Annotated in this window: 30 protein-coding genes and 1 riboswitch; of the genes, 21 read left to right on the top strand and 9 right to left on the bottom strand. The window is 68.9% G+C overall.

Annotated elements, in window-relative coordinates; genetic code table 11:
* Position 1: 1 nt before the first annotated feature.
* Both thiS and thiO read right to left on the bottom strand, forming a co-directional pair.
* A complete protein-coding gene (thiS, locus tag J9315_RS10620; protein WP_137824667.1) occupies positions 2-238 on the bottom strand; it encodes a sulfur carrier protein ThiS in 237 nt (78 codons plus the stop codon).
* Positions 235-1,443, bottom strand: coding sequence for a glycine oxidase ThiO (thiO, locus tag J9315_RS10615; protein WP_198498483.1), 1,209 nt, complete (start codon positions 1,441-1,443; stop codon positions 235-237). Before thiO ends, thiS begins: the two co-directional genes overlap by 4 nt.
* A riboswitch (TPP riboswitch) is annotated at positions 1,434-1,536 on the bottom strand. Its footprint overlaps the gene before it by 10 nt.
* A 53-nt stretch (positions 1,537-1,589) precedes the next feature.
* Here thiO and thiE point away from each other — a divergent pair.
* Complete coding sequence (gene thiE / locus J9315_RS10610; RefSeq protein WP_249120886.1) at positions 1,590-2,348, top strand: thiamine phosphate synthase; 759 nt, start codon at positions 1,590-1,592, stop codon at positions 2,346-2,348.
* Entirely contained in the window at positions 2,345-3,259 is a 915-nt protein-coding gene (locus tag J9315_RS10605; RefSeq protein WP_198498485.1) for a 2-dehydropantoate 2-reductase, read from the top strand. Before thiE ends, J9315_RS10605 begins: the two co-directional genes overlap by 4 nt.
* Here the strand turns inward: J9315_RS10605 and J9315_RS10600 are convergent.
* Positions 3,213-3,944: a DedA family protein gene (locus J9315_RS10600; RefSeq protein WP_232623559.1), complete on the bottom strand. Its 732-nt coding sequence runs from the start codon at positions 3,942-3,944 to the stop codon at positions 3,213-3,215. The genes J9315_RS10605 and J9315_RS10600 overlap by 47 nt on opposite strands.
* 148 nt (positions 3,945-4,092) lie before the next feature.
* Here J9315_RS10600 and J9315_RS10595 point away from each other — a divergent pair, with 148 nt between their 5' ends.
* The 4 genes from J9315_RS10595 to J9315_RS10580 all read left to right on the top strand — a co-directional run bounded on the left by J9315_RS10595 (position 4,093) and on the right by J9315_RS10580 (position 8,622).
* The gene (locus J9315_RS10595) at positions 4,093-5,229 is read left to right on the top strand and encodes a histidine kinase (protein ID WP_198498486.1); all 1,137 of its coding nucleotides are present in this window, start codon (positions 4,093-4,095) and stop codon (positions 5,227-5,229) included.
* A gap of 43 nt (positions 5,230-5,272) precedes the next feature.
* A complete protein-coding gene (locus J9315_RS10590) occupies positions 5,273-5,920 on the top strand; it encodes a response regulator transcription factor (protein WP_198500941.1) in 648 nt (215 codons plus the stop codon).
* A gap of 153 nt (positions 5,921-6,073) precedes the next feature.
* Positions 6,074-7,570 carry an amino acid permease gene (locus J9315_RS10585; protein WP_198498487.1) on the top strand — a complete coding sequence of 499 codons (1,497 nt, stop codon included), beginning with the start codon at positions 6,074-6,076 and terminating at the stop codon, positions 7,568-7,570.
* Between the two features lie 89 nt (positions 7,571-7,659).
* A complete protein-coding gene (locus J9315_RS10580; protein ID WP_198498488.1) occupies positions 7,660-8,622 on the top strand; it encodes an iron-siderophore ABC transporter substrate-binding protein in 963 nt (320 codons plus the stop codon).
* A gap of 27 nt (positions 8,623-8,649) precedes the next feature.
* On the opposite strand, the gene J9315_RS10575 is transcribed toward J9315_RS10580, so the two are convergent.
* Complete coding sequence (locus J9315_RS10575; RefSeq protein ID WP_198498489.1) at positions 8,650-9,117, bottom strand: NUDIX domain-containing protein; 468 nt, start codon at positions 9,115-9,117, stop codon at positions 8,650-8,652.
* Positions 9,118-9,195: 78 nt separating this feature from the next.
* On the opposite strand from J9315_RS10575, the gene J9315_RS10570 reads away from it, so the two are divergent.
* The 7 genes from J9315_RS10570 (at position 9,196) to J9315_RS10540 (ending at position 15,158) form a co-directional block, all read left to right on the top strand.
* Positions 9,196-9,708 carry an SRPBCC family protein gene (locus J9315_RS10570; RefSeq protein ID WP_137824655.1) on the top strand — a complete coding sequence of 171 codons (513 nt, stop codon included), beginning with the start codon at positions 9,196-9,198 and terminating at the stop codon, positions 9,706-9,708.
* A 16-nt stretch (positions 9,709-9,724) separates the two neighbouring features.
* The gene (locus J9315_RS10565; RefSeq protein ID WP_198498490.1) at positions 9,725-10,549 is read left to right on the top strand and encodes an alpha/beta fold hydrolase; all 825 of its coding nucleotides are present in this window, start codon (positions 9,725-9,727) and stop codon (positions 10,547-10,549) included.
* 99 nt (positions 10,550-10,648) lie between these two features.
* Positions 10,649-11,551, top strand: coding sequence for a sulfurtransferase (locus J9315_RS10560; protein ID WP_198498491.1), 903 nt, complete (start codon positions 10,649-10,651; stop codon positions 11,549-11,551).
* Positions 11,551-12,030, top strand: a complete 480-nt coding sequence (locus tag J9315_RS10555) for a SufE family protein (RefSeq protein ID WP_198498492.1) — start codon at positions 11,551-11,553, stop codon at positions 12,028-12,030. Before J9315_RS10560 ends, J9315_RS10555 begins: the two co-directional genes overlap by 1 nt.
* A gap of 85 nt (positions 12,031-12,115) precedes the next feature.
* The gene (locus J9315_RS10550) at positions 12,116-13,183 is read left to right on the top strand and encodes an iron chelate uptake ABC transporter family permease subunit (protein WP_198498493.1); all 1,068 of its coding nucleotides are present in this window, start codon (positions 12,116-12,118) and stop codon (positions 13,181-13,183) included.
* Entirely contained in the window at positions 13,180-14,292 is a 1,113-nt protein-coding gene (locus tag J9315_RS10545; RefSeq protein WP_211977849.1) for an iron chelate uptake ABC transporter family permease subunit, read from the top strand. Before J9315_RS10550 ends, J9315_RS10545 begins: the two co-directional genes overlap by 4 nt.
* The gene (locus tag J9315_RS10540) at positions 14,289-15,158 is read left to right on the top strand and encodes an ABC transporter ATP-binding protein (RefSeq protein WP_211977848.1); all 870 of its coding nucleotides are present in this window, start codon (positions 14,289-14,291) and stop codon (positions 15,156-15,158) included. Before J9315_RS10545 ends, J9315_RS10540 begins: the two co-directional genes overlap by 4 nt.
* A 38-nt stretch (positions 15,159-15,196) precedes the next feature.
* Here J9315_RS10540 and J9315_RS10535 read toward each other — a convergent pair whose 3' ends face one another.
* The 3 genes from J9315_RS10535 to J9315_RS10525 are packed head-to-tail and all read right to left on the bottom strand — an operon-like array spanning position 15,197 to position 17,112.
* Positions 15,197-16,354: a DUF808 domain-containing protein gene (locus J9315_RS10535; RefSeq protein ID WP_211977847.1), complete on the bottom strand. Its 1,158-nt coding sequence runs from the start codon at positions 16,352-16,354 to the stop codon at positions 15,197-15,199.
* The gene (locus J9315_RS10530; RefSeq protein WP_211977846.1) at positions 16,355-16,660 is read right to left on the bottom strand and encodes an META domain-containing protein; all 306 of its coding nucleotides are present in this window, start codon (positions 16,658-16,660) and stop codon (positions 16,355-16,357) included.
* Entirely contained in the window at positions 16,657-17,112 is a 456-nt protein-coding gene (locus J9315_RS10525; RefSeq protein WP_211977845.1) for an META domain-containing protein, read from the bottom strand. Before J9315_RS10525 ends, J9315_RS10530 begins: the two co-directional genes overlap by 4 nt.
* Positions 17,113-17,368: 256 nt before the next feature.
* Here J9315_RS10525 and J9315_RS10520 point away from each other — a divergent pair, with 256 nt between their 5' ends.
* The gene (locus J9315_RS10520) at positions 17,369-19,267 is read left to right on the top strand and encodes a S1 family peptidase (protein ID WP_211977844.1); all 1,899 of its coding nucleotides are present in this window, start codon (positions 17,369-17,371) and stop codon (positions 19,265-19,267) included.
* 149 nt (positions 19,268-19,416) lie between these two features.
* Here J9315_RS10520 and J9315_RS10515 read toward each other — a convergent pair whose 3' ends face one another.
* Complete coding sequence (locus tag J9315_RS10515) at positions 19,417-19,965, bottom strand: GNAT family protein (protein WP_211977843.1); 549 nt, start codon at positions 19,963-19,965, stop codon at positions 19,417-19,419.
* Between the two features lie 41 nt (positions 19,966-20,006).
* Here J9315_RS10515 and J9315_RS10510 point away from each other — a divergent pair, with 41 nt between their 5' ends.
* The 6 genes from J9315_RS10510 (at position 20,007) to tpx (ending at position 23,870) form a co-directional block, all read left to right on the top strand.
* A complete protein-coding gene (locus J9315_RS10510) occupies positions 20,007-20,225 on the top strand; it encodes a hypothetical protein (protein ID WP_211977842.1) in 219 nt (72 codons plus the stop codon).
* 36 nt (positions 20,226-20,261) lie between these two features.
* Positions 20,262-21,080: a thioesterase family protein gene (locus tag J9315_RS10505; protein ID WP_211977841.1), complete on the top strand. Its 819-nt coding sequence runs from the start codon at positions 20,262-20,264 to the stop codon at positions 21,078-21,080.
* 130 nt (positions 21,081-21,210) lie between these two features.
* The gene (locus tag J9315_RS10500) at positions 21,211-21,651 is read left to right on the top strand and encodes a VOC family protein (RefSeq protein WP_211977840.1); all 441 of its coding nucleotides are present in this window, start codon (positions 21,211-21,213) and stop codon (positions 21,649-21,651) included.
* Positions 21,648-22,163, top strand: coding sequence for a DinB family protein (locus J9315_RS10495; protein ID WP_211977839.1), 516 nt, complete (start codon positions 21,648-21,650; stop codon positions 22,161-22,163). The genes J9315_RS10500 and J9315_RS10495 overlap by 4 nt, the downstream gene beginning before the upstream one ends.
* 98 nt (positions 22,164-22,261) lie before the next feature.
* A complete protein-coding gene (locus tag J9315_RS10490; protein ID WP_140955664.1) occupies positions 22,262-23,254 on the top strand; it encodes a DUF368 domain-containing protein in 993 nt (330 codons plus the stop codon).
* Positions 23,255-23,369: 115 nt separating this feature from the next.
* Positions 23,370-23,870: a thiol peroxidase gene (tpx, locus tag J9315_RS10485; RefSeq protein ID WP_140955665.1), complete on the top strand. Its 501-nt coding sequence runs from the start codon at positions 23,370-23,372 to the stop codon at positions 23,868-23,870.
* Between the two features lie 3 nt (positions 23,871-23,873).
* Here tpx and J9315_RS10480 read toward each other — a convergent pair whose 3' ends face one another.
* Positions 23,874-24,593, bottom strand: coding sequence for a PIG-L deacetylase family protein (locus J9315_RS10480; RefSeq protein WP_211977838.1), 720 nt, complete (start codon positions 24,591-24,593; stop codon positions 23,874-23,876).
* On the opposite strand from J9315_RS10480, the gene J9315_RS10475 reads away from it, so the two are divergent.
* On the top strand, positions 24,561-25,346 hold the full coding sequence (locus J9315_RS10475) for a hypothetical protein (RefSeq protein WP_249120885.1): 786 nt from the start codon (positions 24,561-24,563) through the stop codon (positions 25,344-25,346). The genes J9315_RS10480 and J9315_RS10475 overlap by 33 nt on opposite strands.
* Positions 25,347-25,437 lie beyond the last annotated feature (91 nt).

The following is a 25,437-nucleotide window of genomic DNA, read 5'->3' as shown; positions in this document are numbered from 1 at the left end:
GTCAGCCTCCCTGGACTGCGGTGACGATGTCGACGGTGTGGCCGTCGGTGATGGTGAAGCCGGCCCACAGACCGCGTCGCACGACTTCGCCGTCGACGGCGAGGGCCACCCCGAGGCGGCCGCCGTCGACCGGGGTGCCGTCTTCGCTCAGCTGCCGTCCGGTGATGTCCTCGACGAGGGTGCGGGCGGTCGTGCCCGCGGTGATGTCCCGGCGGTCGCCGTTGAGAGTGATGGTCATGATCCCTTCCTTGCTGTCAGCGCTGTCAGCAGTGGTGCAGCCGGTGACTGCGGTGATGATGGCGAGTGGTCGGACTCGAACCGTGCCGGTGCCACAGCCTCGCGCGCACCGACGGGCAGCCACGCGGAGTCCGCGCCGACGACGAGATCCGCGCCGAGGCGGGCCCCGAACGGTGCGAGGAGCACCCCGTGGCGGAAGTACCCGGTGGAGACGACGAGACCGGGGTCGGTGCGACCGAGGAGGGGGAGATCGTCGGGCGAGCCGGGCCGGGCCCGTGCCGTGATCTCGGTGATCTCACATCCGAGGAGCCCGGGCACGAGGCGTTCGGCGTCGTGGAGGAGACGGTGGACGCCCTCGGCGAGGATGCCCGCCTGGCCGTCCTCCCGGGACGTCGCCCCGAGGACGAGCTCCCCATCGGGCCGCGGCACGACGTAGACGGGCCGACCGGCGACGAGTCCCCGGATCGTCCGGGTGAGCAGCGGGGGCGCGCCGGGATCCGATCGGAGCCGGATGACGTCGCCGTGGACGGCCCGCAGCGGCAGCTCGGGAGCGCCGGCGATCGCATTGTGGGCCATGCCTGCGGCGAGCACGACCTGATCGGCGTGCAGCCGACACCCCGAGGCGAGCTCGACTCCGGTCGTCCGGGCCGAGGCAGCACCGGTCGGCGATCCCTCATCGCCGACCAGTCCCGTCACCCGGTCCTCGATGACGCGGTCGCCGAGGACGGTGAGCAGCGCGCGCGTCACCCTCCGGGGATCGATCGCATGATCGCCGGGAATGAGGACGGCCCCGCACACACCGGGGGCCAGGGCTGGTTCGAGGTCGCGGGCGCGGGATCCGGTGAGCAGTTCGAGGTCGGAACCGGCCGCGGACTGGAGAGTGCTGAGTTCGCGCAGGGCCGTGAGATCCGCGCGGTCACCGGCGCAGACGAGTGTGGCGGTCGCCGTCTCCCCGAGGTCGGCCCCCGATTCCCGGGTCAGTGCCGCAGTGAAGTCGGGGTAGAGGTCGGCGGAGGCGCGCATGAGCGGAAACAGCGGAGTCTGGCCCCACGCGATCTCGGCGGCAGGGGCGATCATCCCGGCCGCGGCCGCGGTGGCACCCGAGCCCGGGTGCGGATCGATGACGGTGACGGCCGCCCCGCGCCGGTGCAGCTCCCACGCCGTGGCCAGGCCGATGATCCCGGCGCCGACGACGATGACGTCCATGCGATTCTCCCTCCGGCGGCATGACCCGCATCAGGTGAGGCGGTCGGCACGAAGCCCTCTCAGCCTCCCAGCGAGGCTCCCGCGAACTCCTCTACTCTAGGAGCATGGTTCCCACGATGCCAACGTCTCCCGCAGTGCAAGACCCCGTGACCGCCCCTGCTGAGCACGCAGGGCACCCGGTCGACCGCGACTCCACCGGCCGGGACGCCGCGCGGACCCGTGCGCTCGCCTCCGCCCGGCTCTACCTCTGCACCGACGCCCGCACGCAGCAGGGCGACCTCGGTGAGTTCCTCGACGCCGCATACGCCGGGGGCGTCGACATCATCCAGCTCCGCGACAAGGGCCTGGAGGCCAGGGAGGAGATCGCCGCCCTCGAGATCCTCCGCGAGGCCGCCCACCGGCACGGGAAGCTCTTCTCCGTCAACGACCGCGCCGATGTCGCCCTCCTCGTCGGCGCGGACGTCTTCCATGTCGGACAGGGCGACCTGACGAGCGCGCAGGCCCGCACGGTGCTCGGCGACGACGTCATCCTCGGCCGGTCGACGCATTCGGTCGAGCAGGCGCTCGCCGCCGCCGCCGACCCGGAGATCGACTACTTCTGCCTCGGCCCCGTGTGGGAGACCCCGACGAAGCCCGGACGCCCCGCCGCCGGACTCGAACCGCTGGCGACGGTGAGCGGGACGACCGAAAAGCCGTGGTTCGCGATCGGCGGGATCTCCGCCGGTGACCGTCTCACATCCGTGCAGGAGACCGGAGCGACGCGCATCGTCGTCGTCCGCGCGATCACCGAGGCGCCTGACCCCGCCGAGGCGGCCGCTCGGCTGCGCGCGCAGCTGACTTCCGCTGACCCCGATACGACCACTGCCACGACCCCTGGCACGACCCCGAAGGACGGCACCCTGTGACAATCCTCATCGCCGGAGCCGGCGCGACCGGCGGCGCCTTCGGCACCCGTCTCGTCGAAGCCGGCCGCGACGTCACCTTCCTCGTCAGGCCCGCCCGCGCCGAGGCTCTGAGAGAGAACGGCCTGCGATTCATCGCCCCCGACGAGGACCGGACGAACCCGGTGGCCGTGACGACGGCGGAGGAGCTCGCGGCCGAACCGACCCCGGTCGATCTCATCCTCGTCGCCGTCAAGGCCGGTGCCCTCGAATCGATCATCGCCGACCTCCGACCGGCCGTCGGACCCCGGACCCTCATCATCCCGTTCCTCAACGGGATGGCGCAGATCGGTCGCCTCGAGGCGGAGTTCCCCGGGCAGGTGCTCGGCGGGCTCGTCAAGATCGTCGGCACGATGCGCGGGGCCGACATCGTCCAGATGACGGATCTCGCGACGATGACGATCGGCCGCCTCGGCGGGGGAGAGGTCCCACCCGCGGTCGTCGACGCGCTCGACGTCCCCGGCTTCCGGCTGCAGGTCATCGACGGCATCGACGACGCCCTGTGGGAGAAATGGGTGTTCATCGCCGCGGCCGGTGTCGTCACGTGCCTCTTCCGGGCACCGGTCGGCGCGATCATGGCCGCCGGCGGCGAACCCCACGTCGTGGGGATCATCGACGAACTCGAAGCCGTCGCCATGGCGGCCGGCCACCCGGTCTCCGCGCGGGCCCGGGCGGCCACCCTCTCGATGCTCACCGCCGAGGGCTCCGCCTTCACCTCCTCGCTCTACCGAGACGTCACGGCTGGACTGCCGAACGAGACCGAGCACATCCTCGGCCACCTCCAGACGACGGCGCGCGACCTCGGGGTGCCGACCCCGCTGCTCGATCTCACTCTCGTGCAGCTGCGAGCAGGCGAGTTCGACCGGAGCGCATGAGGAGGGCGCGCTCTGCGGTCGGGTCACATTCCCGCGGCACGACCGGGGCCGCCGCGGGCACGGGCACCTCGGGCCCGGCAACAGCGGCCCTCCGCTTCGCCCGGAGACGGCGGGCCACCTCGGCGAGACCGGTGAGGGTGAGCGCGATGCCGACGCCGAGGACGACACCCCACAGCGGCTGATCGGCGAAGACGGCCCCACCGAGGAGCCCGATTCCCGTCGAGTAGACCGCCCACGCCAGCGCCCCGAGGAAGTCCACGGCGAGGAACCGGGGCAGGGAATAGCGGAGCATCCCCGAGGCGATCGTCGTCGCTGTCCGCCCGCCGGGGATGAACCGCCCTGCCACGAGCATCGCACCGCCCCGGACGGCGAACATCTCCGCCGTCGAGGCGAGCAGCCGGCGCAGCCGGGCCGACCGGACCCACCGGTCGGTGGCGCGACTGCCGCCGCGGCCGACGAGGTGGGCGGCGAGATCGCCGAGGAGCGCACCGACGGCCGCCGCCGCGATGATGCCCACCGCCGCCGGACTGCCGGTCACGGCGTACGCGGCGGCGGTGATGACGACGGTCTCCGAGGGCACGATCGGGACGAGGGAGTCGAGGGCGGCGACGACGGCGATGAGGAGGTAGAGCCACGGGGAGGTCAGCGTCTGCTGGATGAGGTCGAGAGCGAAGTCCATGGTCATCGACCCTAGTGACGCGGCCGTGCTCGCCGGTACGAGGCGGAGCGCATTCCCGGGACGGGATCGCCCGCCGACGCGCTGCGGAAAACCGGAACGAGATGTGAGGTCTGACCCCTCCAGACGCCCTGACCTGCGTTGCTACGATCGAGCCATGCCGTGGCCCGCGACGATCCCGCGCGAACCCCGCATGTTCCTCCGGCGGTGGTCGCTCTCCGTGCTCGGGGTGCTGTGGGGCGGCGTCCTCTGCCTGCCGCTGCTGCTCGCCGCGTGCCTCCCGCCCGCCTCGGCGTTCTCCCGTCGCGTCCTGACCTGGGAGCGGACCCGGCAGGAGCGGACCCTGGGCATCGTGCTCGCAGACGCCCGGCCGGGGCGCGGCTTCTTCGCCCTGACCGGCCTCGTCGCCCTCCTCATCGTAGTGCCCGTGGTCAACCTCCTCACCGGCTTCGTCTTCGTCACCCTCGGCGCGCTCATCCAGGGGCTGTTCGCCGGCGGCGGGGTGACGATCAGCTTCTCGCTGTGGACGATGAGCCAGCCGCTGCTCCTCGTCGGCGTCCTCTACGGGGCGGCGAACCTCATCGGCGCGGTCCTCCTCGCCGAACTCGGCAACTGGCTGCACGGGCGCATCGACGCCTCCGCCGGTCAGGTGAGCCGACCGACCGCGGTCCACAGCCGCATCACGGAGCTCATCACCACCCGCCGCGGGGTCGTCGTCGCCATCGACGACGAACGCCGCCGCATCGAACGCGACCTCCACGACGGGGTGCAGCAGAACGTCGTGTCCCTGTCCGTCCTCATCGCCCGGGCCCGCCGGGCCCACGACCCGGAGAAGGCGGCGGCTCTCCTCGACAGTGCGCTCGTCCAGTCCCAGGACCTCATCGACGAGATGCGGGAGGTGGCGTGGCGGGTCTATCCGACCGCCCTCGACGAGCACGGGCTGGCGTCGGTGCTCACGCGCATCGCCGACCACTGCCCGGTGCCGGTGACGATCCTCGAGCAGCCGGCCAGGCGCATCCCGCAGGCCGTCGAATCGGCCGCGTACTTCGTCGTCCGCGAAGCCGTGACGAACGTCGTCAAGCACGCCGCCGCCTCGGCGATCACCATCCGCGTCCACGACGGTGGGACCGCACTGGTCGCCGAGGTGGTCGACGACGGCCGGGGAGGCGCTGACCTGCGTGGGGGCGGGCTCCAGGGCCTCTCCCGGCGGGTCAGTGCGCTCGACGGTCGACTCGAGATCATCAGCCCGGTGAGTGAGGGCACCACAGTGAGAGCGGAGATCCCCTATGACTGAGCCCACCCGCACGAATGCGCCGACGCCGGCGAGCCGTGACGCGCTGCGCGTCGTCCTCGCCGACGACGCCGTCCTCCTGCGGGAGGGCGTGCGCAGTCTCCTCGAGGACGAGGGGATCTCCGTCGTCGCCTCCGTCGATGACGGAACCCAGCTGCTCGCGGCCGTCGACGCCCTGGCCCCGCAGCTGGCGATCGTCGACGTGCGGATGCCGCCGACGCACACGACGGAGGGCCTCGAGGCGGCGCTGACGATCAAGCGCACCCACCCGGACATCGGAGTGCTCGTGCTCAGCCAGTACGTCCTCCACGAGTACGCGACCGAGCTGCTCAGCTCCGAATCGGTCGGTGTCGGCTACCTGCTGAAGAACCGGGTCACCGACATCGACCGGTTCCTCGACTCGGTCATGCGCATCGCCGCCGGCGGCACCGTCATCGACCCCGAGGTCGTCCGGCAGCTCCTGCGCACCTCGGAGCGGCAGTCGACGCTCGAGGCGCTCAGCCCCCGGGAGCACGATGTCCTCGCGGCGATGGCCGAGGGACTGTCGAACCGCGGCATCGCCGAGCGCCTCTACGTCTCGATCAGCTCGGTGGAGAAGGCGATCAGCGCGATCTTCGACAAACTCGACCTCCAGGCAGGGGAGACGACGAGCCGTCGGGTCGCGGCGGTCCTGCGCTTCCTCGACCGGACGTGAAGGCTCGCTGATCTCTGCCGGTGCTCGGGTCTCCGCCCGGGCTGGTGTCGAGATGCCCAGACCATCCTGCATGCCCCGCTCCCGTCGCCTTCATGTGATAAGAATGGCCGGGGCCCGCAACCGGGACCCGACCGAATGCGAGCAGGGGACACAATGCAACAGCCGACCACCTCGGCGACGACCACCCGGAACGAGAACTCCCGGGAACTCAAGCGGGGACTGCGGTCGCGTCACCTGCAGATGATCGCGATCGGCGGCGCCATCGGCACCGGCCTCTTCCTCGGATCGGGCGGCACGATCTCCCAAGCCGGCCCCGGCGGGGCGCTGCTCGCGTACGCCGTCATCGGGATCATGGTCCTCTTCGTCATGCAGTCCCTCGGCGAGATGTCGACCCATCTGCCCGTCGCCGGGTCCTTCCACACGTACGGCTCGAAGTACGTCAGCCCCTCCTTCGGCTTCGCGATGGGCTGGAACTACTGGTTCAACTGGGCGATCACCCTGGCTGCCGAACTCGTCGCCGCCGGCGTCATCATGTCCTTCTGGGTGCCCGACGTGCCCGCATGGATCTGGGCGGCCGTCTTCCTCGCCCTCCTCACCGGCCTCAACTTCCTCTCCGCCCGCGCCTTCGGCGAAGGCGAGTTCTGGTTCGCCGCGATCAAGGTCACGGCCGTGCTCGCATTCCTCGTCCTCGGCGTCCTCATGATCGCCGGCATCATCGGCGGCAGCTCACCGGGACTGAGCAACTGGACGACCGGGGAGGCGCCGTTCGTCGGCGGGTGGGTCTCGATCATCTCCGTGTTCATGATCGCCGGCTTCTCCTTCCAGGGCACCGAGCTCGTCGGCGTCACCGCGGGCGAATCCCGGGACCCCCGCCGCGACATGCCGCGGGCCATCCGGACCGTGTTCTGGCGGATCATGCTCTTCTACATCGGAGCGATCGTCGTCATCGGATTCCTCCTGCCCTACACGGATCCGTCCCTGCTGGCCGCGGCGGACAACGACGACATCACCGCCTCCCCGTTCACCCTCGTCTTCGAACGCGCGGGCATCGCCGTGGCCGCGAGCGTGATGAACGCCGTCATCCTCACCGCGATCCTCTCCGCCGGCAACTCCGGACTCTACGCCTCGACCCGGATGCTCTACGCGATGGCGAAGGACGGCACCGCCCCACGACTGTTCGCCCGTCTCAACGCCCGCGGCGTGCCCGTCATGGCCCTCTTCGCGACCGCCTTCATCGGGCTCTTCGGATTCCTCACCGAGGTGATGGGCGACGGGGCGGCCTACACCTGGCTCATCAACGTCTCCGGTCTCTCCGGGTTCATCGTGTGGATCGGCATCGCCTGGTGTCACTTCCGGTTCCGTCGCGCCTACGTCCGCCAGGGTCACAGCGTCGCCGACCTGCCCTACCGGGCACCGCTCTTCCCCATCGGGCCGATCATCGCGCTCATCATGCTTATCGTCGTCGTCGCCGGACAGAACATCGAGGCCGTCGTCGACGGCCGCGTCCTCGAGGTCGCCTCCGCCTACATCGGCCTGCCCGCCTTCCTCCTCGTGTGGGGCATCTACCGGCTCGTCAAGGGCCGCCCTGCCGGACTCGTGCCGCTCGAGAAGGTCGACGTCGACGGGCTCGAGATCAAACCCGAGCGCTGAGCGACCCGATCGTCGGCGGCTGGTGGCGTTCACCCCACACCTCGCTATGGATTAAGCTAGGCTTGCCTAAACTCCGACGAAAGAGATCCATGCGCAGAATCCTCGCCCCCATCCTCGCCTCTGTCCTCCTGCTCACCGCGTGCTCGGGCGGCGGCGCCGGCGATGCGGAGACGACCGCGACGGGGGCCAGCGTCGACACGAAGTTCGGCGCCGTCGAGGTTCCCGCCGACCCGCAGCGCGTCGTGGCTCTGGGCTGGGGCGATGCGGAGACGGCACTCGCGCTCGGCGTCCAGCCCGTCGGCGCCTCCGACTGGGTCGAGTTCGGCGGTTCCGGCGTCGGGCCGTGGGCGGCGGACCTCTACGACACGCCTCCGGAGATCATCGCCACCCTCGAACCCGACTACGAGGCGATCGCCGCACTCGAGCCCGACCTCATCCTCGACACGAAGAGCTCGGGCGAGCAGGAGCGCTACGACCGCCTCAGCGAGATCGCCCCGACGGTGGGCCCGCCCGAAGGCGGCGACAACTACCTGACGTCGATGGATCAGCAGGTGACGATGGTCGCCGAAGCACTCGGCGAGGAGGAGAAGGGCAAGAAGCAGCTCGAGGACCTCGACGCCGAATTCGCAGTCGCCCGCGACGCCAACCCCGAGTTCGACGGCAAGACCGTGACCGTGGCGGCGAAGACCTCCGAGGGCTGGGGCGCCTACATCAAGGGCACCGAGCGCGTGCAGTTCATGGAGAACCTCGGATTCACCCAGTCTCCGACGATCGACGCACTCCAGCCCGAGGGCTTCACGGTGCCGGTGTCGGAGGAGAAGCTCGACGACCTCGACGCGGATCTCCTCCTCGTCTTCCCGATCTACATCCCCGACACCGAGGTGACCGAGGATTCCGCATTCCAGCGGATTCCCGCGGTCGCCGACGGCCGCTCGGTCGTGCTCACTCAGGACAACGACGAAGTGCGCAAGGCGTTCTCGCTCAACTCGGTGCTCTCGGCGCGCTATGCCGCCCAGACGATGCCGGAGCTCCTCAAGCCCGCCGTCAAGTAGCGGCGCGCGGCAGGCGGCGGGAGACCCTCACCGGCTGTTCTGCCCCTTCGCCGCATCGGTCCGCCACGCCTCGAGGCCAACGTCGATGATGCGGGCGTGGCGGATGCGCGCGAGCGCGGGAATCGAGATCCACTCGGCCCTGTCGGTCGTGCCGTCGACCTCGAGGGTGCCGAGGCTGCCGCCGACGATCCGCGCGAGATAGACGACTCGCACACCCTTGAAGGGGCGCCCGCTGCGGCGGTGCTTCTCCGTGAAGCTGTGCGTCGTCAGCGGGCGGACGAGCTCGGCGTCGAACCCGGTCTCCTCCCGGATCTCCCGCACGGTGCCGTCCTCGATGCTCTCCTCGTAGTCGATGCCTCCGCCCGGCAGCGTCCACAGGGCACGGTTGGGCTCGCCACCGCCGTTGAACCAGCTGAGCAGGATCTCATCGCTGTCGTTGACGATCACGGCGTAGCCGGCGACGCGCGTGTCGTATTCGGAGAAGTGCAAGTCCATGTCCACACCCTACCCATGAGTTCACGGCGCCCTCGGCGCGGACTTCCCAATTCCCCTCCCCGTGCCTAGGCTGAGGCCATGGCCGACACGCGCGCAGCCCGCTCCCAGACGACTTATCCCGGCGACAAGATGTCGAGCACCCGCGTCATCGCAGCATCACCGGCGGAGATCTTCGCGGTGCTCGCCGATCCCGGGCGCCACCAGGACACCGAACCCGGCGACTGGGTGCGCTCGGCGATCTCGGCCGAACCGATCACCCGCGTCGGGCAGGTCTTCTCGATGAACATGTTCCTCGAACAGGCCGGTGGGGCCTACCGGATGGACAATGTCGTCACCGCCTTCGAACCCGACACGGCGATCAGCTGGGATCCCGGCCAGGACGACGGCACGGGCGACGTCGCCGTCGGCGGCTGGCGCTGGCGCTACGACCTCGCGCCCGTCGACGGAGGCACCGAGGTGACCCTGACTTACGACTGGTCGGGGACGACGCAGGCGGTGCGCGACGATTTCGGCGGCTTCCCTGTCTTCCCGCCGGCCTTCCTCGACGCCTCCCTGGCCGCGCTGGCGAAGACGGTGACAGGGCGCCGCTGACGGGTAGGCTGGTGGCGTGAGTGAGATCGCCAGCAGACGCATCGGAGACACGGGGAAGCTCATCGTCTTCCTCCACGGACTGTTCGGGCGCGGCAAGAACTTCGCGTCGATCGCGAAGGCCCTGAGCCCGGAGTTCTCGAGCCTCCTCGTCGACCTCCCCGATCACGGGGAATCGGCGTGGACGGACGCCTTCAGCTACGTCGCGACCGCGGATGCCGTGGCCGCCGCCATCACCGAGGCGACCGATCCTGAGGATCGCCCCGTCCACCTCGTCGGCCATTCCCTCGGGGGCAAGGTGGCGATGGTGCTCGCGCTCCGCCATCCCGACCTCGTCGACCGCCTCGTCGTCGTCGACATCGCTCCGAGCGGCGGGGGAGACGTCGGCACGTTCGACCACCTGCTCACGAGCCTCGCCGAACTCGACCTCGACACCGTGTCCTCGCGCACCGAGGCGGATGCGGCCCTGCAGGAGACGATCCCCGACCCCACGGTGCGCGGCTTCCTCCTGCAGAACCTCAGACCGGATTCGGGCGGCTATGCGTGGCAGCCGAACCTCACGATGCTGCGGGCGAACCTCCCGGTCATCGGCGGCTTTCCGGAGGCGTCCGACCTCGTCGCTGCGGACACGGGTGCGAGGCAGTTCCCCCGCCCCGTGCTCTGGGTCGCCGGCGCGGAATCGGACTACATCGACCGCACACAGCTGCCGCTCATGCGCTCCCTCTTCCCCCGAACCACACTCGTCACCGTCAAGGGATCGGGGCACTGGGTCCATTCGGAGAAGCCGGAGGCGTTCGTGACGGCCCTGCGGACGTTCCTCAACCGACCGGAATATGCTGGCTGAACACGGCGTTGTCGCCACAGAGGACGCTGCACCGGCCGCCGAGGCGGCCGCAGCGACCTCGGACACGCTGAACTGACATCGATCCCACAGGAGGAACGCGTGAGCGCACCCATCGACCAGACTCCCAAGTTCGCCGACTACGCCGACGGATCCCGACTGGTGAGCACCGACTGGGTGGCCGAGCATGCGAGCGATCCCGGCGTCGTCATCGTCGAAAGCGACGAAGACGTCCTCCTCTACGAGACCGGCCACATCCCCGGTGCCGTCAAGGTCGATTGGCACACCGAACTCAATGACCCCGTCTCTCGCGACTACGTCGACGGTGCGGGATTCGCAGCGCTCATGGCCGCCAAGGGGATCTCCCGGGACGACACGATCGTCTTCTACGGCGACAAGTCCAACTGGTGGGCCGCCTACGCGCTGTGGGTGTTCTCGCTCTTCGGCCACGCCGACGTCCGGCTGATGGACGGCGGCCGGGCGAAGTGGGAGGCCGAGGGTCGGGAGATGACGACCGAGAAGCCGCAGCGGGAGACCACCGACTACCCGGTCGTCGAGCGTGACGACCAGACGCTGCGGGCCTTCCTGCCCGAGGTCAGGGACGGACTCGGCACACGCCCGCTCATCGACGTCCGCAGCCCCGAGGAGTACAGCGGCGAACGCACGCACATGCCCGCGTACCCCGAGGAGGGCGCCCTGCGCGGCGGTCACATCCCCGGGGCGCAGTCGGTGCCGTGGGCGAAGGCCGCGAACGAGGACGGCACGTTCCGCACCGCGGATGAGCTGCGCGCCATCTACACCGACGGGGCGGGTCTCGGCACCTCCGACGATGTCATCGCCTACTGCCGGATCGGAGAGCGCTCGAGCCACACGTGGTTCGTCCTCCAGCACCTGCTCGGCTACGACCACGTCCGCAACTACGACGGGTCGTGGACGGAGTGGGGCAACGCAGTGCGCGTGCCGATCGCCACGGGCACCGAACCGGGCGAGGTGCCGGCACGCTGATGGCCGCGGACATCACCACCTCCGACCTGCCGGACTCGCTGGCCGAGATCGTCACCGACTTCGCCGAGACCGAGCCGGCCGAGCGGCTCCAGCTGCTCCTCGAGTTCTCGAATGAGCTGCCCGAGCTGCCGGCGAAGTACGCCGATCATCCCGAGCTCCTCGAACCGGTGCCCGAATGCCAGTCGCCGATCTTCCTCGTCACCGAGGTCGACGACCCCGACAGCGGTGAGCAGGCGACCGTGCGCCTCCACTTCTCCGCCCCACCGGAGGCGCCGACGACCCGCGGGTTCGCCGGTATCCTCTCCGAGGGCCTCGACGGGCAGACCGCTGAGACGGTGCTCTCCGTCCCCGCGGACCTGCCTCTGCGGCTGTCGCTGACCGACGCGGTGAGCCCGCTGCGACTGCGGGGCATGAGCGGAATGCTCTCGCGCATCCAGCGTCAGGTTTCTGAGAGGATCGGCAAGATCACATCCGCATGAGCGCGGAGGCGGTTGGCTGAGGGGCGCAGTTGGGCTAGATTGTGGTTAGCCTGTCCTTAATCAATCGACCTCCGAGGATCTTCCGATGACTGCTCTCGCCACCCCCGCCTCGGCGACAGCAGACTCCACTTCGAAGCCCTCGACCTCGGCCGCACTCAAGGCGCGACGGGCCATCGGCCTCGTCATCGCGCTCATCGCCCTCGTCGTCGTCATCCTCGCATCCCTGGCGATCGGCACGCGGGACATGCCGGTCTCGGAGGTCATCGGCGCTTTCGTCGCCCCCTCCGGCAGCGACGATCAGCTCGTCGTCCTCGAGCTGCGGTTCCCGCGGACCGTGCTCGGCATCATCGTCGGCATGGGACTCGGGCTGTCCGGGGCGCTCATCCAGGCGCTCACCCGCAACCCGCTCGCCGATCCCGGCATCCTCGGCGTCAATGCCGGAGCGTCGTTCGCCGTCACCGTCGGCATCGGATTCTTCGGCATCACCTCGATCAGCGGCTACGTCTGGTTCGCCTTCCTCGGCGCCCTGCTCGCAACGACCGGCGTCTACGTCATCGGCTCCGCCGGGCGCACCCGCACGGTCGATCCCATCCGTCTCACCCTCGCCGGGGTCGCCGTGGCCGCCGTGCTCACGGGACTGACGAAGGGCATCCTGCTCACCAACGAACGTGCGTTCGACGCGTTCCGCTCGTGGGACGTCGGTGCGATCGCCGGCCGCGACTTCGACACGGTCTCCGCGGTCGTCCCGTTCATCGCGATCGGCATCGTCCTGGCCTTGGCGCTCTCGCACTCGCTCAACGCCGTCGCCCTCGGTGACGATCTCGCCGCGAGCCTCGGCACCTCGGTCAATCGCACGCGGATCCTCTCGATCATCGCCGTCACCCTCCTCGCCGGAGCCGCCACCGCAGCGGCCGGTCCGATCGGCTTCATCGGGCTGATGATCCCGCACATCGCGCGGTGGATCGTCGGTCCCGACCAGCGGTGGATCCTCAGCTATTCGCTCATCCTGTCCCCGATCCTCCTGCTCGCCTCCGACATCATCGGCCGTGTCGTCATGAAGCCCGGTGAGCTGCAGGTCGGCGTCGTCACCGCCTTCGTCGGCGCCCCCGTCCTCATCGCGCTCGTGCGCCGGAAGAAAGCGAGCGGCCTGTGAGCCCGACATCGGCAGCCGCAGACACCAGCCCGGTCCGCGAACTCGTCCCCGGCAAGGGCGTGGCCGCGGGGGAGCGGATCGACTTCGGTCGGCCCATGGCCCGGGTGCTCGGCCACCGCATCGACGTCCGCGTCGTCGTGGCCGCCGGCATCGTCGCGTTCCTCGCCCTCGTCTGCGGCTTCTTCGGCCTTCTTCTCGGGGAGTTCTCCCTCACCCCCGCCGAGGTGTTCGAAGGCCTCTTCGGGGTCGCCGACCAGCGCATCGTCAACACCGTCGTCGGCGAATGGCGGGCCCCGCGGATCGTCGCCGGCATCGTCCTCGGCGCCGGCCTCGGCGTCTCCGGAGCCGTCTTCCAGTCGCTGACGCGCAATCCGCTCGGCAGCCCGGACATCATCGGCTTCTCCACCGGCGCCTACACCGGCGGCATCGTGACGATCATCTTCTTCGGGACGAGCTTCGTCTCCACCGCCTTCGGCGCGATCCTCGGCGGCATCCTCACCGCCGTCCTCGTCTACGTCCTCACGTGGAAGGGCGGCGTCCAGGGCTTCCGGCTCATCATCGTCGGCATCGCGCTCACCGCGATGCTCAGCGCCTTCAACACGTGGCTGATCATGCGCGCCGACCTCGATCTCGCGATGGCCGCCGCCACGTGGGGCGCGGGCACCCTCAACGGCATGGGCTGGTCGACGATCCTGCCGGCGACGATCGCCACGATCGTCCTCGGCATCGCCTGCGGACTCTTCTCCCGCGACCTCGGCACGCTTGAGCTCGGCGACGACACCGCGAAGGCCCTCGGGGTGCGCAACGAACCCGTGCGGGCGGCGCTCATCCTCGTCGCCGTCGCGCTCGTCGCCGTGGTCACCGCCGCTGCCGGTCCGATCGCCTTCGTCGCCCTCGCCGCTCCGCAGATCGGGCGGCGCATCGCGAGGTCGCAGGGCACGAGCCTGCTCATGGCCGCCGCCGTGGGTGCGCTCCTCCTCGTCGGGGCCGACCTCATCGCCCAGCACGCCCTGGGCGAGATCCAACTTCCCGTCGGAGTCGTCACCGTGTGCATCGGCGGCGTCTACCTCATCTGGCTACTCGTCCAAGAAGCTCGGAGGGCACAATGAGCGCTCACACCATGGCCGCAGACCGCGCATCCGCAGGGGTCGACGCCCCGGCGCCGCTGATGGCGGAGAACCTCGACCTCGCCTATGACCAGCGCCAGATCGTCACCGACCTCGATGTGCGGATCCCGGAGGGGAAGTTCACCGTCATCGTCGGACCGAATGCGTGCGGCAAGTCGACGCTGCTGCGTGCCCTCGCGCGTCTCCTGCCGCCGGCGAAGGGCACCGTCCTCCTCGACGGCACGGACATCACGAAGCTGAAGACGAAGCAGATCGCCAAGCGCCTCGGCCTGCTGCCGCAGAGCTCGATCGCCCCGGAGGGCATCACGGTCGGCGAACTCGTCGCGCGCGGCCGCCACCCGCACCAGTCGTTCCTCAAGCAGTGGACGGATGCCGACGAGATCGCCGTGCTCTCCGCGCTGCGAGCGACGAACACCGAGGAGCTCTCGGCCCGTCAGGTCGATGAGCTCTCCGGCGGTCAGCGGCAGCGGGTGTGGGTCGCGATGGTGCTCGCCCAGGAGACGCCGCTGCTCCTCCTCGACGAGCCGACGACGTTCCTCGACGTCGCCTTCCAGATCGAACTGCTCGACCTCTTCGCCCAGCTCAACCACGAGCACGGGCACACGCTCGTCGCCGTGCTCCACGACCTCAACCAGGCGTGCCGCTACGCCGACGAGATCATCGCGATGAAGGACGGCGCGATCGTCGCCCAGGGTGCCCCCTCGCAGATCGTCACCGCCGAGCTCGTCCACGACGTGTTCGGCATCGACTGCAGCGTCATCGACGACCCGGTCACCGGAGCGCCGATGATCGTGCCCGGCCCGCCGAAGAAGACCTTCGCCGACCGTGCGGAGAAGGCCAGCGCCTGACGTTCGCGCGGCTCCTCAGCTGAAGCCGGGGGTGCGGCCTACCGCTTGTCGGTCACGTCGCCGTCGGGCCCGTCGGTGTCGGGCCGGGCGGCGTTGGTCCCGGCGGTGCCGGGCCGAGCGGTGTTGGTCCCGTCGGTGTCGGTCCGGCTGCCGTCCTGTGTGCCGGTGTTCGACGTGTCCGGTGCAGTGCCCTGCGCGCTCCGCGCCTCGGCAGTCCGGGCGCCGGTCGCGGCCGTGTGATCGGCACTGTCGTGGTTCGGCTTCTTCACGAGCTTCTGGATGCCGATCGCGATCGCCGCGACGATGGCGCCCCAGATCGCACCGAGGATGAGCGAGAAGAACGTGTTGACGAGCCAGCCGAGGATGCCGGCCACCTCGGCGGCAGGAGCCTCGAGGCTGTGGACTAAGTCGTAGATGGCGGTGAAGCCGAGTTCGTCGGTGCCGACGAGGATGATGTGGCCGCCGACCCAGAGCATCGCCAGGGTGCCGATGACGGAGAGCCCGCCGAGGAGCTTCGGCATCGACTGGACGAGGAAGCGACCGAACTTCTGCGTGCCCGGATTCTCGCGACCGGCGAGGTTGAGGCCGATGTCGTCCATCTTGACGATGAGGGCGACGACGCCGTAGACGCCGACGGTGATCGCGAGCGCGACGACGACGAGGATGATCGCCCGCGACAGCAGCGGCTCTTGGGCCACCTCGTTGAGGGCGATGACCATGATCTCGCAACTGAGCACGAAGTCCGTGGTGATCGCCGAGCGCACGATCTTCTTCTCACGACCGGCCTCATCCTCCGGAGCCTGCCCGGCGGCCTCGTCCTTGTCGTCGTGCGCCTCGACCCAGCCGAGCTTCTCGAAGATCTTCTCGGCCCCTTCGAAGCACAGGTACGTGCCGCCGACCATGAGGAGGGGAGTGAGAAGCCACGGCAGGAACTGACTGAGCAGGAGGATGATCGGCAGGATGATGACGATCTTGTTGAACAGCGAGCCGATCGCGATGCGCTTGATGATCGGCAGTTCGCGCTTGGGATCGACGCCCTCGACGAACTTCGGGGTGACAGCGGCATCGTCGACGACGACGCCGACGGTCTTGGCGCCGGCGCGCGAAGCACCGGCGGCCACGTCGTCGAGGCTGGCAGCCGAGAGCTTGACGAGTGCTGCCACATCGTCGAGGAGGGCGAAGAGGCCGCCGGCCATCTACTTCTCCCCGCCGTTGTCGTGGATCAGCTCGCCGAGGCGGTTCCCGCTCTGGTCGAAGACCGCGAGGACATTACCGTCGACCTCGACCCGGCGCACTCCACCCACCCATGTCTGCATTCCTTTGGCGGCCATCTGCGTGGTGAGGAACGGGGCGACGACTGCGCTGCCGTCACCGTCAGGCTGCCAGGTCGTCACTATGCGGTTGGCGCCGTCGCTGCCCGTGACAGATCCGTCCAAAGCGAATTCGAGGAAGGCGTGGGGATTGCTCTCAGCAGCCCACCTCCCACTGGCGCTGTGTGTCATTTCTCCTTCTCCAATCCGCCGATGACTGATCCCTGATCGTCTTTGAACGTCATGACTTCGCCGTCGATCGTCGCCGTCGAGGCCTTCGACAGCCATTGGTCCCCGGGGCAGGCTTTCTGCGTCGTTGCGAACGGCTCGATCGTGATCTCGTCTCCCTCGACAGTCCAGGTCGTATCAATGGCGTTGCATCCGTCCGAACCCGAGACTGCACCGTCGTCACTGAAATCGAGGAAGGGGTTTCCTGCCTCAGGGGACGTCCATTTCCCGACAGGATCGAGCTCGGCCGCGGCGGTCTCGGTCGGTGAGCTTGTTTCGCTGGCAGCCGAACTCGTGGGCGACTCGGCAGGAGAGCCTGTGCTGCACGCGGCAAGGGGCAACGTCGCCGCAAGGGCGATCGCGCCGAGGACACGCCTGAGGCCGGGGGACAGTCGGTGCACGCTGAGGGTCGTCATGCACCGATCATAACGGGGAGGCCCGAGAGGTCGATCCTCGTCGCCGACGAAGCGCGCGATTCCACGTTTTGTTCGTTTTGTTCACCGGCAACACGCAACCTTGTTGCTTCGCACCGTTGCCGATCCGTAACCTGGCACACGGTTGAGAGACGTATTCGTGATCTGTTCGTGACAGCACATATGACTGCTGAGCGAGCGAGGCCGCGAGTACGGCCGACAATCACACCAGACAATCCGACCAAGGGAATCCAAGAGTATGCAGAAGAAACTCGTGCAGAGTTCGCTCGCCCTGTCCGCTGTCGCAGCGCTCAGCCTCGGCAGCGCCTTCTTCGCGTCGCCTGCGATGGCCACCGCCGCCCCGCAGAAGCTCGACGTGCAGAGCGACACCCAGATCCAGAAGGCGCTGTCCGACATCGAAGGCGTCAACGCCTACGGTGAGCGGGGCGGCAAGCTCAGCCTCGGCGTCGAGAAGAAGACGCCGGAGATCGAGGATCTCGAGAAGAAGTACTCGAACATCACGATCACCGAAGGCATCAAGGAGCTCGAGCCGTACGCGAAGAACGACCTCGTCGGCGGCGCCGGGTACCTCGTGCAGACCCCGGCCGGCGGCGGAGTCTGCTCGACCGGATTCTCCGGCTGGGACGATGCGGGCAAGCCCGTCGTCCTCACGGCCGGTCACTGCGCGAAGAACTACAACGCCGACACCGGTGAGATCAACGGCGACTCGACCGTCGACCAGACCGAGCGTCCGAGCACCGCGCAGGCCAACGGCGGCGAGGGCTTCGATCCGTCGGGCCTCGGCATCGCCGGCGAGTGGGGCTACTCCAGCTACGGCAGCGGTGACCTCCTCGACCCGACGGACCCGAATCCGCCGCTCCCGAAGGACAGCGACATCGACTTCGCCGTCATCAACGTCGACGAGTCGAAGTACAACGTCAAGAACGGTGTGACCGACTGGACCTCCGCGGACACCGAGGACCTGTCCTCGAGCCTCGCCACCGACATCGCGAAGGTCGGCGCCCACACCGAAGGCAAGATCCAGAAGTCCGGACGCACCACCGGTCTGACCGAGGGCGAGGTCATCCCGCGCGAGGATTACAACTTCGACTTCACGAACGTCGGCGGATACTGGGTGCACGGCTTCGGCGTGACCTCGCCGGCCGACAAGCCGTTCTCGCAGCCGGGCGACTCCGGCGGAGCCGTCTTCCAGGGCGACACCGCTGTCGGCGTCATCTCCGGCGGCGGACCTGCCGGCGACGGCACGCAGTTCGGCTGGGTCGCTGACCTCGACTACTCGCTCGAGCAGTCCGGCCAGTCGTTCAACATCGAGAAGCCGGGCACGGAGACCCCCGAAGCCCCGGCCGCCCCCGTTGTCGAGGATCAGACCATCAAGCCCAACGGCGACGTCAAGGGCAAGGCTGCGGCGAATGCCGAGGTCAAGGTCGACTGGAAGCCGGCCGCCGATGCCGGCACGAACAGTGCACAGGCCGCGACGGAGGGCTCGGAGACGGTCAAGGCAGACGCCGATGGCAACTTCGTCCTCGAAGGCCCCGAGGCCGCCGGCAAATACGACTACACCGCGACGGCTGTCGTCGACGGTCAGGAGTCGGAAGCCGCGACCTTCACGGTGACCGTCGAGGAGGAGAAGACCGAGACCCCGGCTCCGGTGGAGCGTGGAATCACGGTCGACCCGAAGGAGATCGCCGCCTCGGACTTCGTTCAGCAGGACAAGGCCGTGCAGATCACCGTCAAGGGGTTCGACGAGGGCGAGACCGTCACGCTCAAGGTCGTCGCCGGTCCCGACAACGTCGAGGGCATCGAGCTGACCGAGACTGCCAACGCCGACGGCGTCGCCGGATTCTCGATCTACGGCACGAGTGCCTCCGACCCCTCGGTCTACCGCGGCAAGTACGACGTGTCCGTCACCGGTGCCAATGACACCGAGGACGAGTCGGCTCTGACCGGGTCGTTCAAGGTCGTTGCCGATGAGAAGGGCAACGGCGGCGGAAGCGACGACGGCAAGGACGGCGGTGACGGCGGCGGCGACCTGCCCCGCACCGGTGCCGAACTCACCGGTCTCGCTGCCGGTGCAGGTCTGCTCCTCGTCGGCGGTGCCGCGGTGGTGCTGACGATGCGTCGGGTCAAGAAGAACTGAGACTCTGCGATCACTGAGTGATCGCGTGAGTACAGCAGAAGCGCCCCTGGTGGACATCACCAGGGGCGCTTCGCCGTCCCTGAACTCTGCGCGCTGTCCGAATCTGTGCACGCAGTCCCGAACACTGCGCTCGGTCCCGAACTCTGCGCTCAGTCCGGTTGGTCGTCCCAGGCGACGGGGATCCTCTCGCCGGTCTCCCATTCCTCGCGCAGAATCGCATACGCGACGGCATCGAGCCGGTCGCCTCCCTCGACGGTCCAGGCCCGCCGGTGGTGAGCCTCCTTCGTCCACCCCGCTCGGACGAACACCTTCCGCATCGCGACGTTGTCCGCCCTCGTCATCCCTTCGAAGCGTTGCGCCGAGGTGGTCGTGAACAGATGGTCCGTCACCGCCCGGAGGATCGCCTCGCCCAGGCCCCTGCCGCGGTGATCCGCCGCCAAGCGCAGGTCGAACTCCGGTGTGTCAGCGCCGAGGTCGTCGATGCGCACGAGGCCGATCCGACCCAGCTCGGCGTCGACGACCCACAGTGCGACGCCGTCATCGCCGAGGAAGCCACCGGAGTCGACGAACTCGGCGGCCTCACCGACCGACCGCACTCCCGCCCGCGCATGGTAGGGAAAGGCGTTCGTCGAGAAGAACTCGATGAGTGCGGCGCGATCGCGGCCTGCGGGAACGATCGGCTCGAGGGATATGCTCATGGCGACAACGGTAGTCCGTTACGGCAGGAAGGGGAGTGGGAGTGAGCATCGACGACGATCCCTTCGACTACCGGATCACGAAGTCCGGAGTCGTCGTCATCGGGCGCGGCGGTCGCACCGTCATGGAGCTCGGCGGTCGGCAGGCCGCCGCACTCATTCCCAAGCTCGGTCGCAGCGATGCCGTCGACCAGCAGCTGCTCGCGCGAGCGACAGGGAACTATCGCCGCGGCAACGAACGCCGAAGTCGTCGCTCACGATGACTTGTCTACCGATCAGTAATTGGTAACGTGGGTCACATGACCGATGAGACCCAGAGCGAGTTCGCCCGTGCGACCGCAGTGACTCCGCGCGGCGACGCCCGCTTCTCCGCCGACCTCGACGGCAGCTGGAAGGTCGGCGGCGCCGTCAACGGGGGCTACCTCCTCGGCGTCATCGGTCGAGCGATGGCGCAGACCGTTCCCGCCACGCCGGATCCGCTCGTCATCTCCGCGTACTACCTCGGTCCCAGTGATTCCGGGCCCGCCGAGGTGGCGGTGCGGACCATCCGCACCGGGCGCTCGAGTGCGACGCTGGGCGCCGATCTCAGTCAGGAGGGGCAGCCGAGGATCACGGCGCTCGCGACGTTCGGCAGCCTCGGCGCGCTTCCCGACGACGTCGGCACCTCAGCGCAGCCACCGGAGCTTCCCGACCCGGACAACTGCATTCCGATGGCCGAGGGACCGCAGGAGTTCCTCGACTCCGCACCCGTCGTCTTCCGCTACGACATGCGTCTCGACCCCGCCACCGCAGGATTCGCCGCCGGCCGCCCGAGCGGGCGCGGACTCCTCCAAGGGTGGATCAGGCTCGCCGACGGCGCCGATCCTGACCCGCTGGCGCTGCTCGCCTTCCTCGACGCCTTCCCGCCGGTGATGTTCGACCTCGGACGCTTCAACTGGGCGCCGACGATGGAGCTCACCGCCCACGTGCGGGCGAACCCGGCACCGGGCTGGATCGGCGTGAAGGTGCAGACCCGCAACATCGCCGGCGGCATGTTCGAAGAGGACTGCGAGCTGTGGGACTCCGCCGGTCGCCTCGTCGCCCAGTCCCGTCAGCTCGCACGGCAGCCGCGCGCCTGAGCCCGCACCTCGCGGCCGGGTGAGACGGAACATGACAGCGCATCTCGGTCAGCGGCGGCCGCGTCAGTGCCGCGGCCTAGTGTGGAACCCGTCATCGACTGCTCGACCATATAAGGAAGGACCACGTGTCATGGCCTCGCTGAACTCCCTGAGCATCACTTTCGACTGCACCGACGTCGAAACCCAGTCGCTGTTCTGGGCGGAGCTGCTCCACGCCGAGATCGATGAGGGCGCCAACGAGTTCGTCGCGAGCATCGGCGGAATCCATGACGGGGTATCGCCGACCCCGGGCATGCTCTTCCTCAAGGTCGATGACAGGGCCGATGCTCCGGGTGCCGGCGCGGAGAGCGCAGGTCGCGTCGTGGCGAAGAATCCGCTCCACATCGACCTCGACGACCCCGACTATCCTGCCGACGTCGATCGCGCCGTGGCGCTGGGAGCGACGAAGGTCGCCTCGTTCGACGAATACGGCATCGAATGGACGACGCTGACCGACCCTGAGGGATACGTCTTCGACATCGGTCGCCGCAAGGCAGAGAGTCGCAAGGCAGAGAGTGAGGAGCTCCGATGAACCTGCCGCTGGACGAACCCCGTGACCAGCCTGACGAGCGTGAGGGACTCGTCGAATTCCTCGACTACCAACGGCAGGTGCTGCGCCGGAAGGTCGCCGGGCTGAGCGCATACGACCTGCGGCGCACCGTCGGCGCCTCGAGTCTCACGCTCGGCGGCATCCTCAAGCATCTCAGCCTCGTCGAGTACACGTGGTTCCTCGAGCGCACGGCGGGGGAGGCGCTGCCCGAACCGTTCGCGGCGATCGATTGGCGGAGCGACCGCGACTGGGATTTCGAGAGCGCCGTCGACGATTCGCCTGAGGAGCTGCTCGACCTCCACGAACGCGCGGTCGAGAGCTCACGGGAGGTGCTCGCCGGCATCGCCGATCTCGGCACACCGCTGCGCCGGCGCTCCCACGGCAGCGTGCAGAACGTGCGGTGGGTGCTCATCCACATGATCGAGGAGTACGCCCGGCATCTCGGCCACGCCGATCTCCTTCGAGAGAGCATCGACGGGGCCGTCGGCGACTGATCGGGTCGGGGCGCTCACCTGCGCGATCAGGGAGGGCGCAGACCGCTGTGAGACGATAGAGGCGAATCCCATGCCCTGTCGTCGGACGAAAGCGACCCTTGACTTCTCCTGCCCCCAATCACACCAGCACGCCCACTGACGCACCGCGCCGCTCGAAGGCGTGGATTCCCCTCGACCTCGTGCGCGGTTTCCTCATCGGCTCCGCCGAGCTCGTCCCCGGCGTCTCCGGCGGCACGGTGGCCCTCGTCACCGGTGTCTACGACCAGCTCATCGACTCCGCCGCACACGTCGTCAAGGCCGCGAAGACGCTCGTCACCGGCCCTGATCGACTCTCCGGGGCTCTCGCGGAGCTCAAGCGCACCGACTGGTTCCTCATCATCCCCGTCCTCCTCGGCATGGCCACCGCTGTCTTCAGCATCGCCGGACTCATGGCCGGATTCGTCACCGACAATCCCGAACTCGCCCGCGGACTGTTCTTCGGACTCGTCGCCGCGAGCATCCTCGTGCCCCTGCTCATGCTGCCGCCCCGGACCCGGCGCGAACCCATCGCGCTCGGCATCCTCGCGTTCATCGCCGCGGCCGCGCTGGCGTTCTGGATGACGGGGCTGGCCGGCGGCGCCGAGGTGGAGAACCCGCCGCTCATCGCCGTCTTCCTCGTCGCCTCGGTCGCGATCTGCGCGCTCGTCGTGCCCGGTGTCTCCGGCTCGTTCTTCCTTCTCGCCGTCGGCATGTACACGACGACTCTGCGGGCCGTCGACGAACGCGACCTCGTCTACATCGCCGTCTTCGGCCTCGGCGCCGTCGTCGGCCTCGCCGTCTTCGTCAACATCCTCCGCTACTTCCTCCACAATCACCGCTGGTGGACGCTGCTCATCATGGCCGGACTCATGCTCGGTTCCCTCCGCGCGCTGTGGCCGTGGCAGTCCGCCGCCGAGGTGGGCTCCGACGGCGAACCGCACGGTGCCGGCGGCCTGCTCGCCCCCTACGACCCCGTGCTCGGCCCGGTGCTCCTCGCGGTCGCCGGGGCGATCGTCGTCATCATCCTCATCATCGTCGAGAAGCGGTTCGCCGCGAAGCCGTCCGCCCACTGAGGCGGCCCGCCGAGGTGGTGGTTCGCCTCGGCGGTGGACCGTCGGTTGAGGCCGACGACGATTGCCGTAGAGTGAGGAACGACCCATTCACCTTCCGTCAAGGAGCGATCGAAGCATGGCGACCACAGCACTCGAAGGCAACCCCGTCCACACCTCCGGAGACCTCCCGGCCATCGGCACGCAGGCCCCGGCCTACACGCTCGTCGGCAACGACCTCGGCGAGGTCAACTCCTCGGAGTTCGCCGACTCCCGGGTCGTGCTCAACATCTTCCCGAGCGTCGACACCGGAGTGTGCGCCGCCTCGGTGCGCCGGTTCAACGAACTCGCCGCGAGCCTCGAGAACACGACCGTCGTGTGCGTGTCGAACGACCTGCCGTTCGCGCAGGCCCGCTTCTGCGGCGCGGAGAGCATCGACGATGTCGTCACCGCCTCGGCGTTCCGCAGCGCCTTCGGCAAGGAGTACGGCGTGACGATGGTCGACGGCCCGCTGGCCGGACTGCTCGCCCGCGCCGTCGTCGTCCTCGATGACACGGGAACGGTGATCTACACGCAGCTCGTCGACGAGATCACCACCGAACCCGACTACGATGCGGCGATGGCGTCCCTCGGCGCCTGACCCTCACATCTCGTACACGCGCACAGGCAGGGCGTATTCGACGCCCGCCTGTGCGCCGGTGTTCGCGCAGATGTCGGTGATCATGTCCTTCGGCTCGGGGTGATCCCCGAGCGCTTCGAGGTAGACCGTGTGCGCTTCGAGCGATTCCACGCCCTTGGCGACATCCTCGGCGCTCAGTTCGATCGCATCCGTCGGTGAGTCGGGGCCGGTGACGAGCAGTTGACTCGCCTTCCACGCCTCCAGTCCGGAATCGGCGAGGTCGGTGAACAGCCACGGGTTGTCCGCGTCCCGGATCGCGTCGACCGTCGCGATGCCGGCCGCCCGATGGTCGACGTGGTTGAGGCCCCACGCCGTCTCGAGATTCCAGTTCGTCACCATGACGGCGTCCGGCCTGAACTCGCGCAGCTTCTTCGCGATCGCGCGCCGCAGCTCCTGGCTGACTTCGAGCATGCCGTCGGGGAATTCGAGGATCTCGAGGTCGTCGACGCCGACGATGCTGCACGCCCGCGCCTGCTCCTCCGCGCGGAGCGGAGCCACCTGGTCCGGCGGCATCGAGCGGATGCCTGCCTCACCGCGGGTGAGCAGGAGGTAGGCGACGGTCTTCCCCTGGCCGGTCCACTTCGCCACCGCCGCTGAGGCGCCGTACTCCATGTCATCGGGGTGGGCGACGATGCAGAGGACGCGGTCGATGTGGGAATCGTCGAGGAGGGGGAGATCAGCCATGTCCCCAAGGCTATGCCCCGGTCGGGATTCGCGCCAGGGTCCGGCCGTGGCCCGTGCCGTACGATGTTGCTGACTGCGACGGAAGGCGTGACGATGACCCCTCGGCGGCTGCTCGGCGGGATGCTGATTGCCTGTCTGCTCACCTCTGGGTGCTCTGCCCTGAGGGTGAGCACGTCCGAGCAGGATTCCGGACCGGTGGCCGTCGGCGTCGGTGACGGCTCTCCGGAGACGGCGAACGCCGACGCGATTCCGGAAGGGTGGCAGGAGGTCGAGGCCGCTCTCGGAGACGAGTGCCCGATCGCCATCGAATTCGCCGTCGACCCCCGATGGACCGACGCTGGGGGAGTGAGCGGCTATCAGGTCTACGCGAACGGTGAGGAGCGCCTCATCAGCGTCAACTGCTATGCCTGGGGCGGCGATGGCCCGGAGTCCGTCACCGACGAGGCCATGAATGTGATCCTCACGGACCCGGGCTCCCGCGTCGTCACCGAGAAGGCGGGCGAGATGCCGGGCGGAGTCTACTGGTCCGTTCAGGGAGAGCTGGGCGCCTCGTCGGTGCGTTCGATCGGCGGCACGGAGTCGGTGTTCTACGGTGCGGTGGCGGGGCTGCGGGATGAGGGTCGGCTCTACAGGGTCAGCGTTGAGATGGCAGCGAAGAAGGACGACGCCGAGGCGGCCGCCGTCTATGCGCTGATGCTGCCGACCGTGCGCTTCGCGGGGAATCCGGTCACGCCGCCGCCGGGGCTGAGATGAGCTTTGCCGTCCTCTGCATCGGCGTCTGAGGATGCGCTGCTGACGTCGCCCGGCGAAGGCGTCTGAGGCGAGGCCGCAGACGACGCCCGGC

Origin of the sequence: Brevibacterium sp. W7.2, assembly GCF_018137945.1 — a bacterium.
GTDB lineage: Bacteria > Actinomycetota > Actinomycetes > Actinomycetales > Brevibacteriaceae > Brevibacterium > Brevibacterium sanguinis.
This window is presented reverse-complemented; position numbering and strand designations above follow the sequence as displayed.